The 20,019-nt window shown below is 62.2% G+C and carries 19 protein-coding genes; 6 read left to right on the plus strand and 13 right to left on the minus strand.

All coding sequences use genetic code 11. From position 1 onward, the window contains the following. Positions 1 to 267: 267 nt before the first annotated feature. Positions 268 to 840, minus strand: a complete 573-nt coding sequence (locus HMPREF3173_RS04230; RefSeq protein WP_070571677.1) for a HutD/Ves family protein — start codon at positions 838 to 840, stop codon at positions 268 to 270. Next, positions 837 to 1,547 carry a histidine utilization repressor gene (hutC, locus tag HMPREF3173_RS04235; RefSeq protein ID WP_177343683.1) on the minus strand — a complete coding sequence of 237 codons (711 nt, stop codon included), beginning with the start codon at positions 1,545 to 1,547 and terminating at the stop codon, positions 837 to 839. Before hutC ends, HMPREF3173_RS04230 begins: the two co-directional genes overlap by 4 nt. A gap of 146 nt (positions 1,548 to 1,693) precedes the next feature. Here hutC and HMPREF3173_RS04240 point away from each other — a divergent pair, with 146 nt between their 5' ends. After that, positions 1,694 to 3,058, plus strand: a complete 1,365-nt coding sequence (locus HMPREF3173_RS04240) for a formimidoylglutamate deiminase (protein ID WP_070571678.1) — start codon at positions 1,694 to 1,696, stop codon at positions 3,056 to 3,058. A 74-nt stretch (positions 3,059 to 3,132) separates the two neighbouring features. On the opposite strand, the gene HMPREF3173_RS04245 is transcribed toward HMPREF3173_RS04240, so the two are convergent. The 5 genes from HMPREF3173_RS04245 to HMPREF3173_RS04265 form a co-directional block, all read right to left on the minus strand. Further along, positions 3,133 to 3,705 (minus strand): lipocalin family protein, encoded by a 573-nt coding sequence (locus HMPREF3173_RS04245; RefSeq protein ID WP_070571679.1) that lies wholly within the window; start codon positions 3,703 to 3,705, stop codon positions 3,133 to 3,135. After that, positions 3,702 to 3,956, minus strand: a complete 255-nt coding sequence (gene bamE, locus HMPREF3173_RS04250; RefSeq protein ID WP_043212571.1) for an outer membrane protein assembly factor BamE domain-containing protein — start codon at positions 3,954 to 3,956, stop codon at positions 3,702 to 3,704. The genes HMPREF3173_RS04245 and bamE overlap by 4 nt, the downstream gene beginning before the upstream one ends. 218 nt (positions 3,957 to 4,174) lie before the next feature. Beyond that, the gene (locus tag HMPREF3173_RS04255; protein ID WP_070571680.1) at positions 4,175 to 4,771 is read right to left on the minus strand and encodes a DUF924 family protein; all 597 of its coding nucleotides are present in this window, start codon (positions 4,769 to 4,771) and stop codon (positions 4,175 to 4,177) included. A gap of 3 nt (positions 4,772 to 4,774) precedes the next feature. Continuing rightward, the gene (locus HMPREF3173_RS04260) at positions 4,775 to 5,785 is read right to left on the minus strand and encodes a class 1 fructose-bisphosphatase (RefSeq protein ID WP_013974568.1); all 1,011 of its coding nucleotides are present in this window, start codon (positions 5,783 to 5,785) and stop codon (positions 4,775 to 4,777) included. A gap of 242 nt (positions 5,786 to 6,027) precedes the next feature. Further along, positions 6,028 to 8,478: a glycogen/starch/alpha-glucan phosphorylase gene (locus HMPREF3173_RS04265; RefSeq protein WP_070571681.1), complete on the minus strand. Its 2,451-nt coding sequence runs from the start codon at positions 8,476 to 8,478 to the stop codon at positions 6,028 to 6,030. Between the two features lie 180 nt (positions 8,479 to 8,658). Between HMPREF3173_RS04265 and HMPREF3173_RS04270 the strand changes: the two genes are divergently transcribed. Beyond that, positions 8,659 to 9,063, plus strand: coding sequence for a YkgJ family cysteine cluster protein (locus tag HMPREF3173_RS04270; RefSeq protein WP_043212564.1), 405 nt, complete (start codon positions 8,659 to 8,661; stop codon positions 9,061 to 9,063). Positions 9,064 to 9,233: 170 nt separating this feature from the next. On the opposite strand, the gene typA is transcribed toward HMPREF3173_RS04270, so the two are convergent. Then, complete coding sequence (typA, locus tag HMPREF3173_RS04275) at positions 9,234 to 11,054, minus strand: translational GTPase TypA (protein WP_043212561.1); 1,821 nt, start codon at positions 11,052 to 11,054, stop codon at positions 9,234 to 9,236. Positions 11,055 to 11,181: 127 nt separating this feature from the next. Continuing rightward, on the minus strand, positions 11,182 to 12,636 hold the full coding sequence (gene thiI / locus HMPREF3173_RS04280; protein WP_043212559.1) for a tRNA uracil 4-sulfurtransferase ThiI: 1,455 nt from the start codon (positions 12,634 to 12,636) through the stop codon (positions 11,182 to 11,184). 489 nt (positions 12,637 to 13,125) lie between these two features. Here thiI and glnA point away from each other — a divergent pair, with 489 nt between their 5' ends. The 3 genes from glnA to ntrC all read left to right on the plus strand — a co-directional run bounded on the left by glnA (position 13,126) and on the right by ntrC (position 17,405). Further along, on the plus strand, positions 13,126 to 14,532 hold the full coding sequence (glnA, locus tag HMPREF3173_RS04285) for a type I glutamate--ammonia ligase (protein WP_070571682.1): 1,407 nt from the start codon (positions 13,126 to 13,128) through the stop codon (positions 14,530 to 14,532). Positions 14,533 to 14,886: 354 nt separating this feature from the next. Beyond that, on the plus strand, positions 14,887 to 15,972 hold the full coding sequence (gene glnL, locus HMPREF3173_RS04290; RefSeq protein ID WP_070571683.1) for a nitrogen regulation protein NR(II): 1,086 nt from the start codon (positions 14,887 to 14,889) through the stop codon (positions 15,970 to 15,972). Beyond that, positions 15,969 to 17,405: a nitrogen regulation protein NR(I) gene (ntrC, locus tag HMPREF3173_RS04295; RefSeq protein ID WP_043212552.1), complete on the plus strand. Its 1,437-nt coding sequence runs from the start codon at positions 15,969 to 15,971 to the stop codon at positions 17,403 to 17,405. Before glnL ends, ntrC begins: the two co-directional genes overlap by 4 nt. Before the next feature lie 243 nt (positions 17,406 to 17,648). Here ntrC and HMPREF3173_RS04300 read toward each other — a convergent pair whose 3' ends face one another. Beyond that, positions 17,649 to 18,086: a hypothetical protein gene (locus HMPREF3173_RS04300; RefSeq protein WP_070571684.1), complete on the minus strand. Its 438-nt coding sequence runs from the start codon at positions 18,084 to 18,086 to the stop codon at positions 17,649 to 17,651. Between HMPREF3173_RS04300 and trmL the strand changes: the two genes are divergently transcribed. Beyond that, on the plus strand, positions 18,085 to 18,546 hold the full coding sequence (gene trmL / locus HMPREF3173_RS04305) for a tRNA (uridine(34)/cytosine(34)/5-carboxymethylaminomethyluridine(34)-2'-O)-methyltransferase TrmL (protein WP_043212548.1): 462 nt from the start codon (positions 18,085 to 18,087) through the stop codon (positions 18,544 to 18,546). The genes HMPREF3173_RS04300 and trmL overlap by 2 nt on opposite strands. Positions 18,547 to 18,642: 96 nt before the next feature. On the opposite strand, the gene secB is transcribed toward trmL, so the two are convergent. Genes secB through HMPREF3173_RS04320 form a run of 3 tightly spaced genes read right to left on the minus strand, consistent with a single transcriptional unit; the run spans position 18,643 to position 19,834 of the window. Further along, positions 18,643 to 19,125, minus strand: a complete 483-nt coding sequence (gene secB, locus HMPREF3173_RS04310) for a protein-export chaperone SecB (RefSeq protein ID WP_043212546.1) — start codon at positions 19,123 to 19,125, stop codon at positions 18,643 to 18,645. A gap of 38 nt (positions 19,126 to 19,163) precedes the next feature. Beyond that, positions 19,164 to 19,418 (minus strand): glutaredoxin 3, encoded by a 255-nt coding sequence (grxC, locus tag HMPREF3173_RS04315; RefSeq protein ID WP_043212544.1) that lies wholly within the window; start codon positions 19,416 to 19,418, stop codon positions 19,164 to 19,166. A gap of 2 nt (positions 19,419 to 19,420) precedes the next feature. Continuing rightward, positions 19,421 to 19,834, minus strand: a complete 414-nt coding sequence (locus HMPREF3173_RS04320) for a rhodanese-like domain-containing protein (protein WP_043212541.1) — start codon at positions 19,832 to 19,834, stop codon at positions 19,421 to 19,423. Positions 19,835 to 20,019: the final 185 nt, after the last annotated feature.

Raw genomic sequence — 20,019 nt, forward strand, 5'->3', positions numbered from 1 at the left:
GTCAGCTTGTTGCCACGCGGGGCGCGGATTTCTACGTCACGGTATTTGTTGTTGTCGGTCACGGGAATGTCCTCTGCGGTCAGGTCGACGGCGGTGTGTCGATGTGAATATACAAACACACCTTTACTTGTATGTACAAGCATGGACAACCAAATTTTTCGTACCGTTCCTCGGGAAGCCGAAAAACAAAAAGGGCCGCTGCACGACCCAACCGCAGGAAAAACCCACGATCAGGCTGCGCAGCAGCCCCTTTTCACAATGCCGGATTTAACGCGGCATCAATTCGATCAGGCAGAATCGCCCTTGCACATCCAACCCGAGCAATCCGTCATTGCCTTCCAGGTGCAAGCAGTCATACAAGCCGAGCTGCTGCTTGGGCTGTCCCGACGCCGTCACCTCCACATGCCCGCTGGCGGCGAACAGCAACACCGTCGAGGCCGAGCTGAATATCCGGCTGGTGCCGTCGAACCACTGCAACCGCGCGCGGTAGCGTTGCGGCGCGTAGATCAGGTTGAAATCGCGGATCGCGCCACCGAGCAGCTTGCAACCGACCTGGCTCTCGCCATTGAAAGCAAAGGCGTCGAACGGCAGCAGCGGCCGGCTGGCCTGGCCATCGACCAGCAAGCGCATGCCATCGCCTTGAAGCACGGTGATGATCCGCTGATAGCCAGCGAAGGTGGAAAATCCGCCAGACTCCTCGATGTCGGCGATCGACAAACGCCAGCCAAAGCCATCCAGGCCTTCGCCGGCGTCGCGGGTGATCTCTTCGGTGAAACCGCCACCGTTCTTCCAAGGCATGCGCGGGTAATCTTTGGCGCGCAGCAACTGCAAATGAGTCATTTACTGAATCGTCCTTCGAGGCGATGACGGGAACCGGGGTGGATCAGCCGCGCCGCAGTCACCGGCTGGCGACCGGACCAGGTGCGGCGGCGAATCAGCAAGCAAGGCTCACCTTGCTCGATTTGCAGCAATCGGCATTCCTCGGGTTCGGCGAGGATCGCCTCCACCACGTGCTCACCCTCGGTCAGTGGCGCGACCTGCGACAGGTAGGCATAGGGCGTTTGCTGGGTGAAGTCCTGCTTGAGGTAGTCCGGGGCGATCTGAGCATTGACGTAGCGATCTTCGATCTGCACCGGCACGCCGTTCTCGTAGTGCACGATCAGCGAATGGAAGACCCGCTGGCCTTCGCGCATGTCCAGGGCCAGGGCACGCTCGGAACCGGCGGTCTCCTCGGCGAGGCGGATGACCTGGCAGCTATGCTGGTGACCACGGCCGGCGATCTCGTCAGCGATGTTGTTGACCTCGAACAGCGCCGAACGGGTCTTGGGCTCGGCGACGAACGTGCCCACGCCCTGCATGCGCACTAGCAGCCCTTCTGCGGTGAGTTCGCGCAGGGCACGGTTGATGGTCATGCGGCTGAAGCCCAGTTGGCTGACCAGCTCGCTCTCGGACGGTACCCGGTGATGCGGCGGCCAACTGCCGTTTTCGATCTGCTGGACGATCATCTGCTTGACCCGGGCGTAGAGCGGCGCCGGCCCTTCGCCCATCTGGGCAACCAGCGCGGAGACAGGAGGTGTCGGCACGGCGTTGAATCCTTGTGCAATTTGATTGAGCGGTAGCTTGCCGCAGTTTACCCGGCAGGCAAACGCCTGTATATGTATATACAAGTTAAACAATAACAGGATTTTCCCCGATGCCTGCCTTTTTCGCCGAACGCGCCCTGCTGCCTACTGGCTGGGCCAGCAATGTCCGCCTGGAAGTTGCCGAGGATGGCCGCTTGACCCATGTCGAGGCCGACGCCTCGGCCGAAGGCGCCGAGCGCCTGGGTGGTCCGGTGCTGCCGGGCATGCCGAACCTGCACTCCCACGCCTTCCAACGTGCGATGGCAGGCCTGGCGGAAGTGGCTGGCAACCCTAACGACAGTTTCTGGACATGGCGCGACCTGATGTACCGTCTGGTCGGGCGCATTACCCCCGAGCAAGTGCAGGTCATCGCCCGCCAGCTGTACATCGAGATGCTCAAGGCCGGTTACACCTCGGTCGCCGAGTTCCACTACGTCCACCACGACCACAACGGCCACGCCTACGCCGACCCGGGCGAGCTGTCGCTGCGTATCAGCGCCGCCGCCGCCGACACGGGTATCGGCCTGACCCTCCTGCCTGTGCTCTACAGCCACGCAGGCTTCGGCGGTCAGGCGCCGAGCCAGGGCCAGCGCCGCTTCATCAACTCCAGCGAGCAGTACCTGCGTCTGCAGGAGCGCCTCGCCCCGCACCTGGCGGCCCAGCCAGCCCAGCGCCTGGGTTTGTGCTTCCACTCCCTGCGCGCAGTCACGCCGCAGCAGATCGCCGAAGTGTTGGCTGCCGGCGACCAGGCGTGCCCCGTGCACATCCATATCGCCGAGCAACAGAAGGAAGTCGACGATTGCCTGGCCTGGAGTGGTCGCCGTCCCTTGCAGTGGCTCTATGAGAATGTCGAGGTAGACGCGCGCTGGTGCCTGGTCCATGCCACTCACGCCGAGGCCGACGAGGTCAGCGCCATGGCCCGCAGCCATGCCGTGGCCGGCCTGTGCCTGACCACCGAAGCCAACCTGGGCGACGGCATATTCCCCGCCGTCGACTTCATGGCCCAAGGTGGGCGCATGGGCATCGGCTCGGACAGCCATGTGTCACTCAGCGTCGTGGAGGAATTGCGCTGGCTGGAATACGGCCAGCGCCTGCGTGACCAGCGCCGCAACCGGCTGTATCGCGGCGACCAGCCAATGGTCGGTCGTACCTTGTACGACGCAGCCTTGGTCGGCGGCGCCCAAGCGATGGGCCAGGCGGTCGGCGAGCTGGCTGTCGGCAAACGCGCCGATTGGCTGGTGCTGGATGGACAGGACCCCTACCTCGCCACAGCCAACGGTGATGGGATCCTCAATCGCTGGCTGTTCGCCGGGGGCGATCGCCAGGTGCGTGACGTGATGGTCAATGGGCAATGGGTTGTGCGCCAGGGCCGCCACGCGCAGGAACAAGCGAGCGCTCGAGCGTTCATGGAGGTACTGCGTCAGTTGCTGGACTGATCCCTCACCTGCCCAAACGCAATCGCGGCGCTCCGTAATGCCGGACCGCCGCGATTGCGTTCTACCTGCCTGACTCAGTGCGAAGCGACTATCTGCTTGTCCGAGGCACGCCAGATCAGGCGGGTAGTGTCATAGCCTTGCTGACGCGCCTTGGCCAACAGGCTTTCGCGCTCCACCGCCGGCAGGGTCTGGGTTCGCGAGAGCAGCCACAGGTACTTGCGGTCCGGGCTGCCGACAATCGCCGTGCGGTAGCGCTCGTCCACATAAAGCACCCAGTACTCGCCCTTGGCCACGCCCGGCACCAGCTTCGTGAACCAATTGTTGAACTCTACCCACAGCCGGTCATTGTGCCCCGGCTCCTGCGGCCAGGCCGAACCTTCGGCGCGCAGCCACTCGCCATCGAACATGCGGCAGCGGTTGAGCACACCCATCGTGCCATCGGGCCGCAGGTTGTAGTGAGCTTCGGACTGGGCACAGTCACGCTGGAACAGCATCGGCAAGCGTGCCAGCTCGAACCACTTGCCTTCATAGCGCTTGAGGTCGATGTTTCCGGCAGTCTTGGGCACCAGAGGATCGGTCGCCGAAGTGGCGCAGCCACCCAGGAGGACCACCGCGCAGAACGCCAACAGCAGGTGCAAACGCTTCATTTGAGACCCTGCCCGGAATAGATAAGGACTTTGTCCGCCGCATACTGCACGCTGATGAAGCTCTTTTCGTCCCCCCAGGTGCAGCTGCTCATGCCCAACGCGCCCGAACACTCGGCCGGGGTGCCGAGCAGTTGCTCCACTTCAGCCTTGCTCATGCCCGTCTTGAGCTTGGAATAGTTTTCCTGGTTGATCTTGCTGCAAGCGGTCAGGACGACGCACAAGGACAACAGGGCGAGGGAACGCAACGACATGAAGGGACACTCCTGGAGATGAAGGCACAGGCATGGTGGCCTGCAGACAGCTTAGAAGACAAAAAGCCGCCTCGGTTCCCTGCTCCCCTGGTTTTCACCCTACGCCATTGGTCGGCTGGCGCGCGCCGTGAGACGCGGATCACAGCGGAAACGATTGCGGGGCCGTTCACGTCCACGACAAGCGTGGGAGCGAACTGCCCCGCAATCGATTCAAATGCTTAGAAACGCGAACCCGGCTCCAGCAGAAAGTCCATTTCTTCGCTGGTGCTCGGTCGGCCCAGCACCAGGTTACGGTGGGGGAAGCGACCGAAGCGAGCGATCACCCGTTGGTGCTGCTCGGCATAATCGAGGAAACCCTCGAACAACCGGGCATTGGCCTCGGGCTGCTCGTCGAGCAGCATCTGGTAACGCTCGACACACAGGTTTTGCCAGTCCAGCACCTCGGCATGCTCCAGCACCAGCAGCACGAACACACGCTGGATCGGCAGCAGCTGGTAGTCCCAGCCCTTCTGCAGGCCCTGCATGGCGACCACCTGGGCACGACGGTCGCCATCGAAGGCGCGCGGCGTGTCACGGTAGATCATGCGCGGCAGCTGATCGAGCAGCAGGAGCAGGCCAAGCCAACCCTGGGGGCTTTGCTGCCACTCGTCCAGGCCGCCGGCCAGGGCATGCTCGACCAGCTCGCCGAAGTACTCGCGGGCTTCATCGTCATGGTGCTTGCCGAACCACAGCGAGCTCTTCTCGTCAGCCACGGCCTGGGGGCTGCTACCCCATCCGAACCACCATTCCAGTAACGGCTGCCAAGGTGCGAGCATGACTTACTCCTTGTGGTAGGCGGTGACGCGCTCGACCTCTTCCTTCGAGCCGAGGATCACCGACACACGCTGGTGCAGGCTCTCTGGCTGGATGTCGAGGATGCGATCGTAACCGTTGGTGGACGCGCCGCCAGCCTGCTCGATGATGAACGACATCGGGTTGGCCTCGTACATCAGGCGCAGCTTGCCCGGCTTGCTCGGCTCGCGGGCATCGCGTGGGTACATGAACAGGCCGCCACGGGTCAGGATGCGGTGCACATCGGCCACCATCGAGGCGATCCAGCGCATGTTGTAGTTTTTCTTCAGCGGACCGGTCTCACCAGCCAGCAGCTCGCCCACGTAGCGCTGGACCGGGGCTTCCCAGTGACGCTGGTTGGACATGTTGATGGCGAACTCGGCGGTGGTTTCCGGTACGCGGATGTTTTCGTGGGTCAGGACGAAGCTGCCCAGTTCACGATCCAGGGTGAAGCCCTTGACGCCATTGCCCAGGGTCAGGATCAGCATGGTTTGCGGGCCATAGATGGCATAACCGGCGGCGACCTGCTGGGTGCCGGGCTGCAGGAAGGCTTTTTCGTTGAGGGTTTCGTTCTGGCTCAGGTATTCGTTAGGGCAACGCAGTACCGAGAAGATGGTGCCGACCGAAACGTTGACGTCGATGTTCGACGAACCGTCCAGCGGGTCGAAGACCAGCAGGTAGGCGCCTTTAGGGTACTTGCCCGGGATCTGGTAGGCGTTGTCCATTTCCTCGGAGGCCATGCCGGCCAGGTGGCCGCCCCATTCGTTGGCTTCGAGCAGGATGTCGTTGGAGATGACGTCCAGCTTCTTCTGCACTTCGCCCTGCACGTTTTCGGTGCCCATGCTGCCCAGGACACCGCCCAGGGCGCCCTTGGAAACGTGGTGGCTGATTTCCTTGCACGCACGCGCCACCACTTCGATCAGGAAGCGCAGATCGGCAGGGGTATTGTTGCTGCGGGTCTGCTCAATCAGATAGCGACTCAGGGTAACGCGGGACATGTATGGCTCCGAAATGGAAAGGGGGAGAAAAACCCCCGCAGTTTACAGGGAGAGTTGCGGGCTAGCGAGCGATGAGACTCGCCACGGCTCTCAGACGGCACAATAGGTGGGTAGTTCAGCCCTCGCCAGGCCGGTGGTCGGCGTTAGGGTCCATGCGCGGGCGGGCCGGTTCCCAAAGGACCGCATTCCCCCCAGGCCTGCGATGCCCCCGTGGGGGCGGTCTACCCGCGAATGGCGTCACCTCAGTCCAATGCCTTCCAGATCTCGCTGGCATATTCGCGAATGGTCCGGTCCGAGGAGAACCAGCCCATGCGCGCCGTGTTGAGCACCGCCATGCGCCACCAGTCCTGCGGCGCATGCCACAACGCCTCGACCCGCCGCTGGGCGTCCCAGTACGCATCGAAATCGGCGCACACCAAGAAGCGGTCGTAGGCCACCAGCGCGTCCACAAGCCCGGTGTATCGCGCCGGATCATCCGGCGAGAACACCCCGCTGCGGATCGCCTGCAGCACATCGGCCAGGCGGCTGGACGCCGAGACCGCAGCGCCGGCGCCAAAGTCACCGGAGCGCCGCCGCTCCTCCACCTGCTGGGCGGTCAGGCCGAAGATGAACATGTTCTCGCCTCCCACCTGCTCGCACATCTCCACGTTGGCGCCGTCGAGGGTGCCGATGGTCAGCGCGCCGTTGAGGGCGAACTTCATGTTGCTGGTGCCGGAAGCCTCATAGCCGGCCGTGGAGATCTGCTCGGAAAGATCGGCTGCCGGAATGATGCTCTCGGCCAGGCTCACGTTGTAGTTGGGCAGGAACACCACCTTGAGCAGGCCGCGCACGGTCGGGTCGTTGTTGACCACCCGGGCGATGTCGTTGGCCAGCTTGATGATCAGCTTGGCTTGGTGATAGCTGGCCGCAGCCTTGCCCGCAAAGATCTTCACCCGCGGCACCCAGTCGGTCCCGGGCTCGGCGCGCATGGCCTGGTACAGGGCCACGGTGTGCAGCAGGTTGAGCAATTGGCGCTTGTACTCGTGGATGCGCTTGACCTGCACGTCGAACAGCGCCTGCGGGTCGACCGTGACCCCGACCCGATCCTGGATGATGCTGGCCAGCGCCCGCTTGCTGTGCAGGCGCTGGGCGGCGAACTGTTTGCGGAAGGTCGCCTTCTCGGCAAACGGCACCAACGCCTTGAGCCTGCCTTCCGGGTCGTCCAGCACCTCCGGGCCCAGCGCCTCGACCAGCATCGCGGTGAGCTGCGGGTTGGCCTGGTACAGCCAGCGTCGGAAGGTGATGCCGTTGGTCTTGTTGTTGATCCGTTGCGGGTAGAGCTTGTGCAGCTCGGCGAACACCGTACTGCGCATCAGCCGGCTATGTAGGGCCGACACGCCGTTGACGCTGTGTGAGCCGAGGAAGGCCAGGTTACCCATGCGCACCCGACGGCCGTTGTCCTCTTCGATCAGCGACACCGCCCGCAGCACATCGAAGTCGTGCAGGCCTTTGGCCCGCAGCGCATCGATGTGGTAGGCGTTGATCAGATAGATGATCTGCATGTGCCGTGGCAGCATGCGTTCCATCAACGCCACCGGCCAGGTTTCCAGGGCTTCGGGCAGCAGGGTGTGGTTGGTGTAGGCCAGGGTGTTGACGGTCAGCTCCCAGGCGGTATCCCAGGGGATCTCGTGCTGATCCACCAACAGGCGCATCAACTCGGCCACAGCGATGGATGGGTGCGTGTCGTTGAGCTGGATGGCCGCCGCGTCCGGCAGGTTGAGCAGGTTGTCATGCATGTTCAAGTGGCGGCGCAACAGGTCCTGCAGGGAGGCCGACACGAAGAAGTACTCCTGGCGCAGGCGAAGTTCCTGGCCCGCCTCGGTGCTGTCGGCCGGGTACAGCACCCGCGAGATACTCTCGGCCCGTGCCACCTCGGCCACAGCGCCCAAATGGTCACCGGCATTGAAGCGCTCCAAGTGCAGCTCTTCGAGTGCCCGGGCGCGCCACAAGCGCAGCGTGTTGACGCTGGCCCCGCGCCAGCCGACCACCGGCGTGTCGTACGCCACCGCCCGCACCGTCTCGCCCGGCCACCAGACCTGGCGCGGCTGGCCGTGGGTGTCCTGCACCGTCTCGACGCTGCCGCCGAAGCTGATCGGGTAGATCACCTCGGCCCGCTCGAACTCCCAAGGGTTGCCGAAATCCAGCCAGTTCTCGGTCTGCTCCTGCTGCCAACCATCGACCATGGCCTGGCGGAACAGACCATGTTCGTAGCGGATGCCGTAACCATGGGCGGCAATCCCCAAGGTCGACATGCTCTCCATGAAGCAGGCCGCCAGCCGCCCCAGGCCGCCATTGCCCAGCGCGGCATCCGGCTCGAGCAGGCGGATGCGTTCGAGGTCTACGTCCAGGCCTTCGAGGGCCTCACGGGCGATGTCCAGCAGACCGAGGTTGCTCAGGCTGTCGTAGAGCAGCCGGCCGATGAGAAATTCCAGCGAGAGGTAATAGACCCGCTTCTGGCTGCGTCGATACGCCTGGCGGGTGTGGTCCATCCAATGATCGACCATGTGGTCGCGGGCAGCCAGGGCAATGGCTTCGAACCAATCGTGATCGAAGGCATGCTCCGGATCCTTGCCGACCGCGTAGGTCAGCTTGGCCAGTACAGCGGCGCGGAACTCAGCCACTTCTGCATCACGCGCTTTGGGTTCCTGGGACATGCGGCATCCTCGGGCAAGTTTGACGAAAGCACAGGTTGTTCAGCCTAGACGCTTCGACACAGAGCGACAGCATGGGTTCGCGGTTTTCACATCCACTCGGCGATTCGGGCGAAAGGTTGTTCACAATTTGAACAACTCCGGTATTATCGCGCGCCCCAACTGTGATACGCCCACACAACGATGAAACCGACCCTGATCGCCGCCGCCGAAGTCGACCGCCTGGAAACCTGGCAACGCTATGCCAGCCATATGTGCGGGGGCTGCCACTCGACCTGCTGCACCCTGCCGGTGGAGGTCAAGATCAAGGACCTGATCCGCATCGGCGTGGTGGACGAGTTCGAAAAGGACGAACCCCCGAAGAACATCGCCAAGCGCCTGCAGAAGGACGGCATCATCGAGCGCTTTAACCAGAAGTCGGGAATCTTCACCCTGACCCGAATGAGCAACGATGACTGCCTGTACCTGGATCGCAAGAGCCGGCTATGCACCATCTATGACAAGCGCCCGGACACCTGCCGCAATCATCCGAAAATCGGGCCGCGACCAGGGTATTGCGCCTACAAGCCCAAGGCGACCACCCGTTGATCGTTTGCCTGTAACGACCTGTTCGCGGCTGAACCCGCCCCCACAGCGCTCATTGCAATCCTTGTGGGCGCGGGCTTGCCGACAGCGCGGGCAGCACAAGAACATCAGACAAACAAAAACGCCCCCGGCCTTTCGACCGGGGGCGTTTTCGTTCAGCTCAGGCTAGTACATCAAGCCTTGGCTTTCTTGGCAGCGCGGGTACGCTCGCCTTCGTCGAGGATCTTCTTGCGCAGACGGATCGACTTCGGCGTGACTTCGCACAGCTCGTCGTCCTGGATGAATTCCAGGGCCTGTTCGAGGGTGTGGCGAACCGGTGGAACCAGAGCGATGACTTCGTCTTTGCCCGAAGCACGCATGTTGTCGAGCTTCTTGCCTTTGGTCGGGTTCACGCCCAGGTCGTTGTCACGGCTGTTCAGGCCGATGATCTGACCGTTGTAGATGTCCTGGCCGTGCTCGATGAACAGCTTGCCGCGAGCCTGCAGGGTTTCCAGCGAGTAGGTCAGGGCCTTGCCGGTCTCGATCGAAACCAGAACACCGTTCAGACGACCCGACATGGTGCCTGGCTTCATGGTGTCGTAGCGATCGAAGATCGAGGTCAGGATGCCCGCACCGTTGGTCAGGGTCAGGAACTGGTTACGGAAACCGATCAGGCCACGGGCCGGAACGTTGTACTCCAGACGCACACGGCCTTTGCCATCCGGCGCCATGTTGGTCAGGTCGCCTTTACGCAGACCCATTTCTTCCATGACCTTGCCCTGGGATTCTTCAGGGATGTCGATGGTGACGTTTTCGAACGGCTCCTGCTTGACGCCGTTGACTTCGCGGATGATCACTTCAGGACGGCCCACGGCCATTTCGAAACCTTCGCGACGCATGGTTTCGATCAGAACCGACAGGTGCAGCTCACCACGACCGGAAACCTTGAATTTGTCGGCCGAGTCGCCTTCTTCAACGCGCAGGGCAACGTTGTACAGCAGCTCTTTGTCCAGACGCTCTTTGATGTTACGGCTGGTTACGAACTTGCCTTCCTTGCCGCAGAACGGCGAGTCGTTGACCTGGAAGGTCATCGAAACGGTCGGCTCGTCGACGGTCAGCGGCTTCATCGCTTCGACGTGGTTCATGTCGCACAGGGTGTCGGAGATGAACAGCTCGTCGAAGCCGCTGATGCAGACGATGTCGCCGGCGGTGGCTTCTTCGACGTCAACGCGGTGCAGACCGTGGTGACCCATCAGCTTGAGGATACGACCGTTGCGCTTCTTGCCTTCGGTGTCGATGGCGACGACCGGGGTGTTCGGCTTGATGCGGCCACGGGCGATACGACCAACGCCGATCACGCCCAGGAAGCTGTTGTAGTCCAGTGCGGAGATCTGCATCTGGAACGGGCCGTCGACGTCGACGGTCGGTGCCGGCACGTGGTCGACGATGGCCTGGTACAGCGGGGTCATGTCTTCGGCCATGTTGGTGTGGTCCAGGCCGGCAATGCCGTTCAGGGCCGAGGCGTAGACCACCTGGAAGTCCAGCTGGTCGTCGGTGGCGCCGAGGTTGTCGAACAGATCGAAGATCTGGTCCAGAACCCAGTCAGGACGCGCGCCCGGACGGTCGACCTTGTTGATCACGACGATCGGCTTCAGGCCGGCTTCGAACGCTTTCTTGGTCACGAAACGGGTTTGGGGCATCGGGCCGTCCTGGGCGTCGACCAGCAGCAGCACGGAGTCGACCATCGACATCACACGCTCGACCTCGCCACCGAAGTCGGCGTGGCCAGGGGTGTCGACGATGTTGATGCGGTAGTCGTTCCAGCGGATGGCGGTGTTCTTCGCCAGGATGGTAATGCCGCGCTCTTTTTCCTGATCGTTGGAGTCCATAACGCGCTCGTCGTTGAGCTCGTTACGCTCCAGGGTGCCGGACTGGCGCAGGAGTTTGTCGACCAGGGTGGTTTTGCCATGGTCAACGTGGGCGATGATGGCGATGTTACGCAGATTTTCGATCACAACTGTATCTCGATCAGAGGATTCGGTTGCCGCCAGTGTAGGCGGCGAATATGTACGGTTTGAGGTTCAGCGGGCCCGATGGTCGGGAGGGCGATGGCGGATGCTGCCGCCATACAGCCCTGGCGTCTTATGCCGGACGATAAACACGCACATTGGCATGTCCCTCACTGAGCAGGTGGTGTGCGTGCAGACGGCTCATCACACCCTTGTCGCAATACAGCAGGTACTGGCGGTTGGCATCCAGATGCTTGAACTTGCTGTTGATCGCGTAGAACGGCATGGCCTGGACTTCGACGCCGTCGATCACCAGGGGTTCGTCTTCCTGGGCATCGGGATGACGAATGTCGAGAACGATCTGGCCTGGCAAGGCCTCGGCCACTTCCTCGATCTCGATGTCCTTGCCCAGCTCGTCGATGACGTGGTCGATCGAGATGAACTTAGCGCGCTCCAGGGCTCGCTCGAGCACCGCCATGTCGAATTGCTTCTCTTCGTGCTCCATGCGGTGGCGCTTGGCATGGGTGGTCGGGTTAACCGAGATCACGCCGCAGTATTCAGGCATGTGCTTGGCGAACTCGGCGGTTCCGATCTGATAAGCGGTGTCAATGATGTCCTGCTTGTGGCTGGCGAGCAGCGGGCGCAGCACCAGCTTGTCGGTAGCCGAGTCGATGATCGACAGGTTCGGCAGGGTCTGGCTGGAAACCTGGGAGATCGCCTCGCCGGTGACCAGCGCCTCGATTTCCAGGCGGTCGGCCATACGTGCGGCGGCGCGCAGCATCATGCGCTTGAGGGTCACGCCCATGTAGCTGTTGTCGACCTTGTTCAGGATCTCGCCGACCACTTCCTCGAACGGCACGCTGATGAACAGCACGCGCTGGCTGCTACCAAACTTCTTCCACAGGTAGTGGGCGACTTCCATCACACCCAGCTCGTGGGCACGGCCGCCAAGGTTGAAGAAGCAGAAGTGGGTCATCAGGCCACGGCGCATCATCTGGTAGGCCGCGACGGTGGAGTCGAAGCCACCGGACATCAGCACCAGGGTCTGCTCCAGAGCGCCCAGCGGATAGCCGCCGATGCCCTGGTGCTGGTTATGGATCACGTACAGGCGCTGATCGCGGATCTCGATGCGCACCAGGACTTCCGGGGTCTTGAGGTCGATGCCGGTGGCGCCGCACTGCTGGCGCAGTTGGCTGCCGACATAACGGTCGACATCCATGGAGGTGAAGTCGTGGTGACCACCGCGCTTGCAGCGTACGGCGAAGCGCTTGCCGGCCAGCAGGTGGCCGAAGTGGTGCTTGCACTTGGCGACGATGTCGTCGAAGTCGCCCAGCGGATACTCCTCCACCTGCAGGAAGTGGGTGATCCCGGGCGTGCAGGTCAGGCGTTCGATCATCTCGCGCTGGATCTTCTCGTCCTCGACGCGGGTGACCACCTCGAGATTGTCCCAGACGCCATCGACCGCGAGCTCAGGATCCAGATCCTTGAGCACGACGCGGATGTTCTTGCCGAGCTGGCGGATGAAACGCTTGCGCACCGGCCGGCTTTTGATGGTGATCTCTGGGAAGACTTTGACGATAAGTTTCATTGGTTTAACAGCGCGCACCGGGCCTGCCGAAAATGAGGGGCGCGAATTATAGCGGAAATTGCTCAAGCTTTGAGCAACTTTTGATCAGAAGCTTCCAGATATTGCCGAAGGCGCATTTTGCGCTGCCTGTGCTGCCCCTTTTGGGGTAATGCCCCTGCCGCCAGGGTCAGCATGAATTGCAGCCGGTGTGCGCCCCTTGCAGGAGCGCTTTTAGTCGCGAACGGACCTCAAGGGAAACACGCCACCCAAAGAATGCACACATTTGGTGCGCGCACTTAAAAACACGCCTCGCAAGAGTGCATTTCTCGCCGCACCGGGGGCTCCAATTGCCTGTAACCGCCCCCTTTTGTCCCGCCTTCGCCATTTTCGGGCACTGGCATGCAATTTGCTCCCTTGTGAGGCAGGCAAGCTTGGCCGACTATCCGCGCCCGGCGACACCCTTTTTCCAGGGCAGCGGCCCACCGCGCCCTAGACCATCCGGAGGACACTATGTCGAAGTCGGTTCAACTCATCAAAGATCATGACGTCAAGTGGATTGATCTGCGTTTCACGGACACCAAAGGCACTCAGCACCACGTGACCATGCCGGCGCGCGATGCGCTGGAAGACGACTTCTTCGAAGTCGGCAAGATGTTCGACGGTTCCTCCATCGCTGGCTGGAAAGGCATCGAAGCCTCCGACATGATCCTGATGCCGGTCGATGAAACCGCCGTACTGGACCCGTTCACCGAAGAGCCGACCCTGATCCTGACCTGCGACATCGTCGACCCTTCGAGCATGCAGGGCTACGACCGCGACCCACGTGCGATCGCCAAGCGCGCCGAAGAGTACCTCAAGAGCACCGGCATCGGTGACACCGTATTCGCAGGCCCAGAGCCTGAGTTCTTCATCTTCGACGAAGTGAAGTTCCAGTCGGACATCTCCGGCTCGATGTTCAAGATCTTCTCCGAGCAAGGCTCGTGGATGACTGGCGCTGACGTGGAAGGCGGCAACAAAGGCCACCGTCCAGGCGTCAAAGGCGGCTACTTCCCGGTCCCACCGTTCGACCACGACCACGAAATCCGTACTGCCATGTGCAACGCACTGGAAGAAATGGGACAGACCGTCGAAGTTCACCACCACGAAGTGGCGACTGCCGGCCAGAACGAAATCGGCGTCAAGTTCAACACCCTGGTTAAGAAGGCTGACGAAGTACAGGCCCTGAAGTACGTCGTGCACAACGTTGCCGATGCCTACGGCCGCACCGCCACCTTCATGCCGAAACCACTGTACGGCGACAACGGCTCGGGCATGCACGTGCACATGTCGATCTGGAAAGACGGCAAGAACACCTTCGCCGGCGAAGGCTATGCCGGTCTGTCCGACACCGCCCTGTACTTCATCGGCGGCATCATCAAGCACGGTAAGGCCCTGAACGGCTTCACCAACCCGTCGACCAACTCCTACAAGCGTCTGGTCCCAGGTTTCGAAGCCCCGGTCATGCTGGCCTACTCGGCTCGCAACCGTTCCGCCTCGATCCGTATTCCTTACGTCGGCAGCCCTAAAGCCCGCCGTATCGAAGCGCGCTTCCCGGACCCATCGGCCAACCCGTACCTGGCCTTCGCAGCCCTGCTGATGGCCGGCCTGGACGGCATCCAGAACAAGATCCACCCAGGCGATGCTGCCGACAAGAACCTGTACGACCTGCCGCCTGAAGAGGCCAAGGACATCCCACAGGTTTGCGGCAGCCTGAAAGAAGCCCTGGAAGAGCTGGACAAAGGTCGTGCGTTCCTGACCAAGGGCGGCGTCTTCTCCGACGACTTCATCGATGCCTTCATCGAGCTGAAGAGCGAGGAAGAGATCAAGGTCCGTACCTTCGTTCACCCGCTGGAATATGAGCTGTACTACAGCTGCTGATCTGATCGGCGCCTCGCGCCGATGACATGATCAAAGACGGCCTCCCTCGGGAGGCCGTTTTCGTTTCTGCCCACGCAGAAACCTTCCCCACCACGCTATGCTCTATCTTGGTGCACGCCAGTGCGCCTAACCGCAGACTGTTCCCCAATCTGGTTCAAATAAAACGCTTCACCCAGAGTTTCTGGTCCGGATTCGCGCAAATTCAGGCCTTTATCGGTAAATACCGCATCTTTTCAGAGCTTTGGTTTGTTTCTTGCATTTTGTATAGGACGGAATCGCACCCGCGGATCCATCCCGCGCCCGGCCCTTCCAAAACAGTGCCTGGCAAGCGCCAAAAGAGGTCGACGAAGCCTTATGACCATCAGCGATGCACAGCACCGACTGCTCCTCGACAACCTGACCACCGCCACGCTCCTGCTCAATGCCGAGTTGCGCCTGGAGTACATGAACCCTGCCGCCGAAATGCTGCTAGCGGTCAGTGGTCAGCGCAGTCACGGGCAATTCATCAGCGAGCTGTTCACCGAGTCGGCCGAAGCGCTCAACTCTCTGCGCCTGGCCGTGGAGCAGGCGCACCCGTTCACCAAACGCGAAGCGCAACTGACCTCGCTGACCGGCCAGAGCATCACCGTCGACTACGCCGTGACACCGATCCTGCACCAGGGCCAGACCCTACTACTGCTGGAGGTCCACCCCCGTGACCGCCTGCTGCGCATCACCAAGGAAGAAGCCCAGCTGAGCAAGCAAGAAACCACCAAGCTGCTCGTACGCGGCCTGGCTCACGAGATCAAGAACCCCCTCGGCGGCATCCGCGGGGCGGCGCAACTGCTGGCCCGGGAGCTGCCGCATGACGACCTTCGCGACTACACCAATGTGATCATCGAGGAGGCCGACCGCCTGCGAAACCTCGTCGACCGCATGCTCGGCTCCAACAAACTGCCATCTTTGGCCATGACCAACATCCACGAAGTGCTGGAGCGGGTCTGCAGCCTGGTCGAAGCCGAAAGCCAGGGCGGCATCACGTTGGTGCGCGACTACGACCCGAGCCTGCCGGATGTGTTGGTCGACCGCGAACAGATGATCCAGGCGGTGCTCAACATCGTGCGCAACGCCATGCAAGCGATTGCCAGCCAGAACGACCTGCGCCTGGGCCGCATCACCCTGCGCAGCCGCGCGGTGCGCCAGTTCACCATTGGCCATGTGCGCCATCGCTTGGTCGCGCGGGTCGAGATCACCGACAACGGCCCGGGCATCCCTGTGCAATTGCAGGACACCCTCTTCTACCCCATGGTCAGCGGCCGCCCGGACGGCACCGGGCTGGGCCTGGCCATCACTCAGAACATCATCAGCCAGCACCAGGGCTTGATCGAATGTGACAGCCACCCCGGCCACACCACCTTCTCGATCTACCTGCCCCTGGAACAAGGAGCCACCGCCTCATGAGCCGAAGTGAAACCGTCTGGATCGTCGATGATGATCGCTCCATCCGCTGGGTCCTGGAAAAAGCCCTGCAGCAAGAAGGCATGACCACCCAGAGCTTCGACAGCGCCGATGGCGTCATGGGCCGCCTGGCCCGCCAGCAACCGGACGTGATCATCTCCGACATCCGCATGCCCGGCACCAGCGGCCTGGACCTGCTTGCACAGATCCGCGAGCAACACCCGCGCCTGCCGGTCATCATCATGACCGCCCATTCGGACCTGGACAGCGCCGTCGCCTCCTACCAAGGTGGCGCCTTTGAATACCTGCCCAAGCCGTTCGACGTGGACGATGCGGTCTCGCTGGTCAAGCGCGCCAATCAGCACGCCCAGGAGCAACAGGCACTCGATGTGCCGACAAGCCTGGCCCGCACGCCGGAAATAATCGGCGAGGCGCCGGCGATGCAGGAGGTGTTCCGCGCGATCGGTCGCCTCAGCCATTCCAACATCACGGTACTGATCAACGGCGAGTCCGGTACCGGCAAGGAGTTGGTCGCCCACGCCCTGCACCGCCACAGTCCGCGGGCGGCATCACCCTTCATTGCCCTGAACATGGCGGCAATCCCGAAGGACTTGATGGAATCCGAACTGTTCGGCCACGAGAAGGGCGCCTTCACCGGGGCCGCCAACCTGCGCCGCGGCCGCTTCGAGCAGGCCGATGGCGGTACGTTGTTTCTCGATGAGATCGGCGACATGCCCGCCGACACCCAGACCCGCCTGCTGCGGGTCCTGGCCGACGGCGAGTTCTACCGGGTGGGTGGTCATGTGCCGGTCAAGGTGGACGTGCGCATCATCGCCGCGACCCACCAGAATCTGGAGTCGCTGGTGCAGGCCGGCAAGTTTCGCGAAGACTTGTTCCACCGCCTGAACGTGATCCGCATACATATTCCGCGCCTGGCCGATCGGCGCGAGGACATCCCTGCCCTGGCGCGGCACTTCCTTGGCCGCGCCGCCAAGGAACTGGCCGTCGAGCCCAAGCTGCTCAAGCCGGAAACCGAAGAGTTCATGCGCAATCTGCCCTGGCCGGGCAACGTCCGCCAGTTGGAGAACACCTGCCGCTGGATCACCGTCATGGCCTCCAGCCGCGAAGTGCTGATCGGCGACCTGCCGCCGGAGTTGCTCAACCTGCCGCAGGACTCGGCGCCGGTCACCAACTGGGAACAGGCCCTGCGCCAGTGGGCCGACCAGGCCCTGGCCCGCGGCCAGTCGAACCTGCTCGACAGCGCCGTGCCGAGCTTCGAGCGCATCATGATCGAGACCGCCCTCAAGCACACCGCAGGCCGCCGCCGGGATGCCGCCGTGCTGCTGGGCTGGGGACGCAATACCCTGACACGCAAGATCAAGGAGCTGGGAATGCGCGTCGACGGCGGGGATGAGGAAGATGGCGACGATCATTGATCCTCGCTGAATCCGCCATTTATTGTGGGGCCGCACCGCGGCCCCCAGCAGCCCCAAAGGCTCCATCTGCACCGATCCTGTGCCCTCTGCACCGCACCGAGGCACAAAATCTCGAAAAACCCCGCCAAAACCGCTCAATACCCAGCGTTTCTGTAGGTTCAGAAACTGGCACGGCATCTGCAATAAGACAGATATCTCCAGTTTCGGGGACCTCGGTACAGGCAGGCCGGGATATCCCCTCTTTTATTCGTGCAGCCTCACCTGCACCCGCCAGCGCCCAGCGTCCTGTGCACCGCTCCACTCGCCGTGCAGAGGGCGCGCGGCGACCACCGTCAGCAACAAACCTTCCTCGCTGTTCTGTAACCGCCAGCCAGCCGGCTTTCCTTGCACTTGCAACTGGCCTCGCTGGGGCTGGCCCTCGGCCTGGAACACAACAGCCACCGTGCCCTGCACCGTTTCACCGTGCAGCTTGGGCTCGTTGTTGAACCACAAATCCAGGCCGTCCTGCACCACTTCCACCTGTTCGAGCACCCGCTCTTGGGGCGCAGTCAGGCGTCCGATCATCAACCCCACCATCATGCCGACGATTGCCAGGGACAACAGCACGCGTGGCCAAGCCTTCGAACGCAGGTCGGGTTCGAGGGTAGAATGCTCGTCATCTTCACGCCTGGAGCCGTGCATGTTTCACGTCATCCTCTTTCAACCAGAGATTCCGCCGAATACCGGCAACATTATCCGCCTCTGCGCCAACAGCGGCTGCGCCCTGCACCTGATCGAGCCGCTGGGCTTCGAGCTGGACGACAAGCGCTTGCGCCGGGCAGGTTTGGATTACCACGAGTATGCCACGCTCAAGCGCTACCAGAGCCTGGCTGACTGCCTGGAGAGCCTCGGCCAGCCGCGACTGTTCGCCTTTACCACCAAAGGCTCGCATGCCTTCCACGAGGTCGATTACCAACCGGGCGATGCCTTTCTGTTCGGCCCCGAGAGCCGGGGCTTGCCCACCGAGGTGCTGGACAGCCTGCCTGCGCAGCAGCGCCTGCGCCTGCCCATGCGGCCCGGCTGCCGCAGCCTGAACCTGTCCAACACCGTGGCGGTAACCGTCTACGAGGCGTGGCGCCAGCAGGGCTTTGCCGGCAGTTGATGCCCAGCCTGTTCGGGGGCAAACCCGCGAACCGGGAACTCACCGACAAAAAAAGGGCGACCGAAGTCGCCCTTTGCGTTTTTTTTTTTACAGCGATTACTGCATGGTCGGCGCTTCGCCGGCTTCCTGCATGCGCTGCATTTCCTGCGCGTACAAGGCGTCGAAGTTGACCGGGGAGAGCATCAGCGCCGGGAACGAACCACGGGTCACCAGGCTGTCCAGGGTCTCGCGAGCATACGGGAACAGAATGTTCGGGCAGAACGCACCAAGGGTATGGCTCATGGAGGCCGCGTCGAGGTTCTTGATCAGGAAGATACCGGCCTGCTGCACTTCGGCGATGAAGGCCACTTCTTCACCGTTCTTGACGGTCACGGACAGGGTCAGCACCACTTCGTGGAAATCGCTTTCCAGAGCTTTCTGGCGGGTGTTGAGGTCCAGCGAGACGCTCGGCTCCCACTGCTGACGGAAGATCTGCGGGCTCTTCGGCGCCTCGAAGGACAGGTCGCGCACGTAGATGCGCTGCAGGGAGAATTGCGGGGAATTGTCGTCGGCGGCGCCGTTGTTCTGCTGGTCAGTCATGGCAGATCTTTTCCTAATGGTTATGTAAGAGCTGTGATTCAGGCCTCGAGCAGGGCATCGAGTTTGCCCGCCCGCTCCAGTGCATAGAGGTCATCGCATCCGCCAACGTGGGTGGTGCCGATCCAGATCTGCGGTACCGAGGTGCGGCCCGCCTTCTGGCTCATCTCGGCGCGCACTTGCGGCTTGCCGTCGACCTTGATTTCCTCGAAGGCCACGCCCTTGCTCTCGAGCAGGTACTTGGCACGCATGCAATAGGGGCAATAGTCGCTGGAGTACACGATGACAGGCTTCATGATCACTTCACCAGGGGCAGGTTATCGGCTTTCCAGCTGGAAACGCCACCGCTGAGCTTGGCGGCAGTGTAACCAGCCTTGAGCAGCTCGCGGCAGATGGTGCCGGACTGCTGGCCCATGCTGTCCACAACGATCAGGGTCTTGCCCTTGTGCTTGTCCAGCTCGGCCATACGGTTGACCAGTTTGTCCTGCGGGATGTTCAGGGCGCCGACGATGTGGCCCGACGAGTATTCCTTGCTCGGACGGATGTCGATCACCACGCCTTTGTCGGCGTTGACCAGCGCGGTCAGTTGGCCGTTGCTCAGGCTCTGGCCGCCGCGGCGGATTTCGTTGATGAGCAGCAGGACCAGCAGAACAACGAAGATCGCCACCAGGATGTAGTGGTTTGTCGCAAATTGAATCAGGTTAGCAACCATCTGAGGGTGTTCCACGCGATTGAAAATGCCGGCCAGTATACACAGCCCCCCAGGCCCGCCAAAGCCCGGCAGGCCCGCTGGAAAATCGCCCGCATCGACAGCCTGTCGGGCATTGCCCGTTCATTTGGAGGAAATTGGCCGCCGCTGGCCGATTTGCCCTAAAATGCGTGTCTTTATCATCTTGC

The organism is Pseudomonas sp. HMSC08G10 (genome assembly GCF_001808425.1).
Lineage (GTDB): Bacteria > Pseudomonadota > Gammaproteobacteria > Pseudomonadales > Pseudomonadaceae > Aquipseudomonas > Aquipseudomonas guariconensis.